The 3,856-nt window shown below is 60.6% G+C and carries 5 protein-coding genes; 4 read left to right on the forward strand and 1 reads right to left on the reverse strand.

All coding sequences use genetic code 11. From position 1 onward, the window contains the following. Nucleotides 1-67: 67 nt before the first annotated feature. The 3 genes from D7X12_RS40075 to D7X12_RS40080 all read left to right on the forward strand — a co-directional run bounded on the left by D7X12_RS40075 (nt 68) and on the right by D7X12_RS40080 (nt 1,229). A complete protein-coding gene (locus D7X12_RS40075; RefSeq protein ID WP_244225067.1) occupies nt 68-382 on the forward strand; it encodes a ComEA family DNA-binding protein in 315 nt (104 codons plus the stop codon). A 180-nt stretch (nt 383-562) separates the two neighbouring features. Beyond that, nucleotides 563-931, forward strand: coding sequence for a hypothetical protein (locus D7X12_RS43595; protein ID WP_167509128.1), 369 nt, complete (start codon nt 563-565; stop codon nt 929-931). 142 nt (nt 932-1,073) lie between these two features. Then, complete coding sequence (locus D7X12_RS40080) at nt 1,074-1,229, forward strand: hypothetical protein (RefSeq protein ID WP_244225066.1); 156 nt, start codon at nt 1,074-1,076, stop codon at nt 1,227-1,229. A 188-nt stretch (nt 1,230-1,417) separates the two neighbouring features. Here D7X12_RS40080 and D7X12_RS40085 read toward each other — a convergent pair whose 3' ends face one another. Continuing rightward, nucleotides 1,418-2,551: a CBS domain-containing anti-phage protein gene (locus D7X12_RS40085; RefSeq protein WP_120630397.1), complete on the reverse strand. Its 1,134-nt coding sequence runs from the start codon at nt 2,549-2,551 to the stop codon at nt 1,418-1,420. 191 nt (nt 2,552-2,742) lie between these two features. Here D7X12_RS40085 and D7X12_RS40090 point away from each other — a divergent pair, with 191 nt between their 5' ends. After that, nucleotides 2,743-3,741, forward strand: a complete 999-nt coding sequence (locus tag D7X12_RS40090) for a hypothetical protein (protein WP_147443963.1) — start codon at nt 2,743-2,745, stop codon at nt 3,739-3,741. Nucleotides 3,742-3,856: the final 115 nt, after the last annotated feature.

The raw sequence follows: 3,856 nt of genomic DNA on the forward strand, positions 1-3,856 counted from the left end.
GGATGGAGGCGGGCGTGGGGGGCCACTCGTGAAGTGGGCCTGGGCGTGGGTGTTGGGCTGCGTGCTGATGGGACCGGGGCTGTCGGAGGCCGCCAGTTCGCGCACGCAATACGTGGGGGTGGTGAACCTGAACGAGGCCACGGCGGCGGAGTTGGACCTGCTGCCGGGCGTGGGAGAGAAGGCGGCGCAGCGCATCCTCGAGCACCGCAAGAAGCGGCCCTTCGGTCGCGTCGAGGAGCTGGTGCGGGTCAAGGGCTTCGGCAAGAAGAAGTTCCTCAAGCTGCGCGCGCACCTGGCGCTCAGCGGCCCCACGACGCTCAAGGTGGAGAAGGTCCCCGTCCCCCCGTCGCCGGGAAGGGAGGGACTGGCCACGAACCCATGACATCCATCGGTTGAATCCGGCTCGGAGGGGCCGCCGCTCCCAGGCACCGGCATGCCCGGGGGTGGCGGCCCCTTGTTTCGGCGACGCGAGCGTGGTGGCAGCCGAGGCTTCCGGCCCTGGACCTCAGGGCGACCCGCTCACAAGAGCAGGTACGATGTCCCACACATGAGGTCGCGCTCCATGCCCGAGAAGGATGAGAACTGGCGCCCGAAGTTGAAACGGATCGAGGATCCCATCGCGGAGGATTACTGGGAGTACACGACACCTTCGGGCCAGCAGCGCACCTCAAGGCTCATGGTGGGCCGTCCGGTGCACTTCCCCGAGCAACAGCTCTGGTACTGCCCGGTGCTGATCGAAGGCCATACACGCCCCCGGATCCGACCGATCTTTGGCGTGGGGCCCGTGGACTCGCTGATGAACGCGATGACCTTCGTCCGTGGGTTCTTCGAGGGGAACTCCGGAGTCCTGCCTGGAGCAAGGCCAGCCCAGCCCGCTTCACGGCCGGTCAGGAAAAGAGCCCCCACGCGGGCCATGCCACGCCGGAAGTAACGCATGCGCGGGCCCTCGACCCGCCACGTCTCTCACCCGCCAAGACCTCCCCTGGAGCAGCCGCGCCCATTCTTCCGCAAGGCGGCGCAGCCGCATCCTCGAGCGCCATAAGAAGCGGCCCTTCGGTCGCGTCGAGGAGCTGGTGCGGGTCAAGGGCTTCGGCAAGAAGAAGTTCCTCAAGCTGAGCGCGCACCTGGCGCTCAGTGGCCCCACGACGCTCAAGATGGAGAAGGTCCCCGCCCCCCCCGTCGCCGGGAAGAGAGGGACTGGCCACGAACCCATGACATCCATCGGTTGAATCGGCTCGGAAGGGGCCGCCGCTTCCGAGCACCGGCATGCCCGGGGGGTGGCGGCCCCCTGTTTACGCCCACAGCAGAGGCTCCCAAGCATCAACTTTCGACGGACCTGGGCACTGGATGAGACCGTTTAGTTTGCCCATACCAAGGCTCGGGCACTCAAATGTCTCATCAACGCTGACCGGCCTCCCTATTTGACTACTTTTCCCAAGAACACCGCAACATTGCGCAGCATCTCGATATCAGCATCCTCAAGTGGCTCTGGATCGAAATGCATAATGTCGTTCCGCACCTCACCTACGTTCCTGAGTTTCGCAAGGAAAGGCCCCTGAGCAAAAGCGACCCGCATTTTAGGCCACGACTCTGGCTTCTCTAAAAGGCGCACATATTCGCCAAAGCTCAAATCGGAAACGTCATTCACCTCACGTAACGCATCCACATCGTGCTTGGCTTTCCGGAGTTCTTCTATGGTGAAGCTTTCGCGAATTCGCGTTCGGAGCAGATTTTCGATCTGTTCAAGCAGAAAAAACGGCTCACTCAACGCTCCGAATTGAAGGCTCAAGTCAGCGACCGTCACAATCCCTTGGAAAGACCGGTCACTCCCCCGAACGAGCGCAAACTCACTCGCGACAACTTTTTGTATCGCCTCCAATAGAGGGGTATCCCACTCAACCACCTCTACTGAAATCATGCAGTCGTTTACCGTTCTACATTCTTTCCCGAGAGCCGTAGCCGTGGCAATGCTCTGCCAAGTCACAGCCCCCTTGCACTCGCGACTGACCTGACTCTGCATTACAGGCAACTGCGAGAATCCTTCAAGCATCATGGTCGTCATTGCCTCCTTGAGAGACGTGCTTGGAGGCACTGAAACCACTGGCTTGTTCGCGGAACGCAACAAGCTGATTCGGCGAATCGGATCCGTCACTTTCCGCAGAGGCGACAGTGGCGGGGCTGACGCATCAGCCTTGGTTTCACCCTTTCCGTCCGCACTGGAACCATTGACTGATGGAGCCTCTGTGGAGGGCGTAGTCGTCGAGGTTGGAGCGGCTTGCGGCCGTTTGAGTCGCAAAGGGACATCGACCCAAACCTCATCGAAATCAGGCTCGGTCATCAGCTTGCGCGTGAAGAGTTCGTCGCGGATCGAAGCAACAACGCGCCACCCGCGTCGCTTAGCGCCGAACAGCGCCAGTAGCTCGCGTCCAGTCGTCGAGGGCTCTTCACCGCGAGACAACATTGCGTTCCAGCTGTCGAGCTTCTGCGTGATAGGCGAAATGGTCGGCTCCTGCTGCGTCGGCGATGCTGTTTCTGGTCCGGGAAGTCCCATTTCGTCACGATACAGTTGGTTTCGCGTTCCAGCGCAAGGGCTGAAGCACTCATCTCTGGCAGGTAGGATTTGACCCGGTTCAGAGTGGCCTCTCTAGGCGAAAGGATGCCGACCAAATGCACTTCACTGCGGTTGTCGGAGTAGGCTGAATGCCTTCCTCTTGATGGAGCCCATGGGCTCACAGGTACTCGATGAACCTGGATTCGTACCTTGCGCGCGTCTGCTGGAACTCAGTGGGATGGATTTATCCAACAGGAGAAGCAAAAACCTTGGAGGCCCGCACCTACGTCACTCAATACGGGTTCGGCCATGAGGAGTGGCTCTTCAACCTGGCGTGGGTGATCGACGGTTACCATTACGCCTATCTCCAACCAGTCCGGAAATCACGCGAGCGGCTTGAGGGCACATCCGTCAAAGTGTACCTCTTTGGAATCGCGCCAAATGTGGAGCGCTACTACGTAGGCCATATCGCGCCATGCGAGATCCTGACCGACGACCAAGCCGCGTTTGCGCTTGAGACCTACGAAAAGCACGGCTGGCTTGAAGAGATGCGCGAGCAGGTCGAGCAGGTCGCTGGAGACGTCGCTGGCCTGGGCGGAGTTCCAACAGACCGCTTCAACATCCGTTTCCGCCCTAATGATGCTGAGCTTTACGACCCCTATCGGCGGGTACGGGAAGGAAAACTCGACGACTTCCGCCGCTACCTCCTATTTGACGCCGAGAGCCCGTCATTGTCGCCCCCTCCAGCGGGCAAACAACGCAAGGCTGCGGCAACCACGAAGTCGCCGGGAAGCTACGTGCGTCCGAGCACAGGCCCCGTAGTGGTCGACCTCGCCCACAATGCGCTCCAGGCAGAGATATACGACGCATTGCGGCGCGAGCACGGCAAAGATGCCATCGTCCTGGAAGAGGACTTCGTCGACATTAAGGTTCGCCTCTCCAATCGGCTGGTTTTCATTGAGATCAAGTCAGTTGCCTCCGCGAAAGCGGCCATCCGGGAAGCGCTTGGGCAGCTGCTCGAGTACGCGTATTTCGAGCCCGAGGATGGTGTCCATCCAGAATTCTTGGTGGTCGCGCAGGGGATGACCACGCCGGACGTTGAGAGCTACCTTGCCCTCGTTCGCACGCGATTCAACATCCCCATCACCTACCGCCACTACGTACGCGGTTCGAAGCAGTTTTCTATCTGATGACCCGACGACCGCAGGTGTTTGGTCGCCGTCCCCCTGGAAAATGAGGACGAGCGGAAGATGGCGTCTACTCCGCCAGCTCCCAGGTCGTCCCCCTCCCCCGAATCCAACCACC

Source organism: Corallococcus sicarius (assembly GCF_003611735.1).
In the GTDB taxonomy this organism is placed as follows: Bacteria; Myxococcota; Myxococcia; order Myxococcales; family Myxococcaceae; genus Corallococcus; species Corallococcus sicarius.

Coding starts and splice junctions, on each gene's coding strand:
- D7X12_RS40075 (WP_244225067.1), top strand. CDS start 68: ATGGGACCGGGGCTGTCGGAGGCCGCCAGTTCGCGCACGCAATACGTG.
- D7X12_RS43595 (WP_167509128.1), top strand. CDS start 563: ATGCCCGAGAAGGATGAGAACTGGCGCCCGAAGTTGAAACGGATCGAG.
- D7X12_RS40085 (WP_120630397.1), bottom strand. CDS start 2,551: ATGGGACTTCCCGGACCAGAAACAGCATCGCCGACGCAGCAGGAGCCG.
- D7X12_RS40090 (WP_147443963.1), top strand. CDS start 2,743: ATGAACCTGGATTCGTACCTTGCGCGCGTCTGCTGGAACTCAGTGGGA.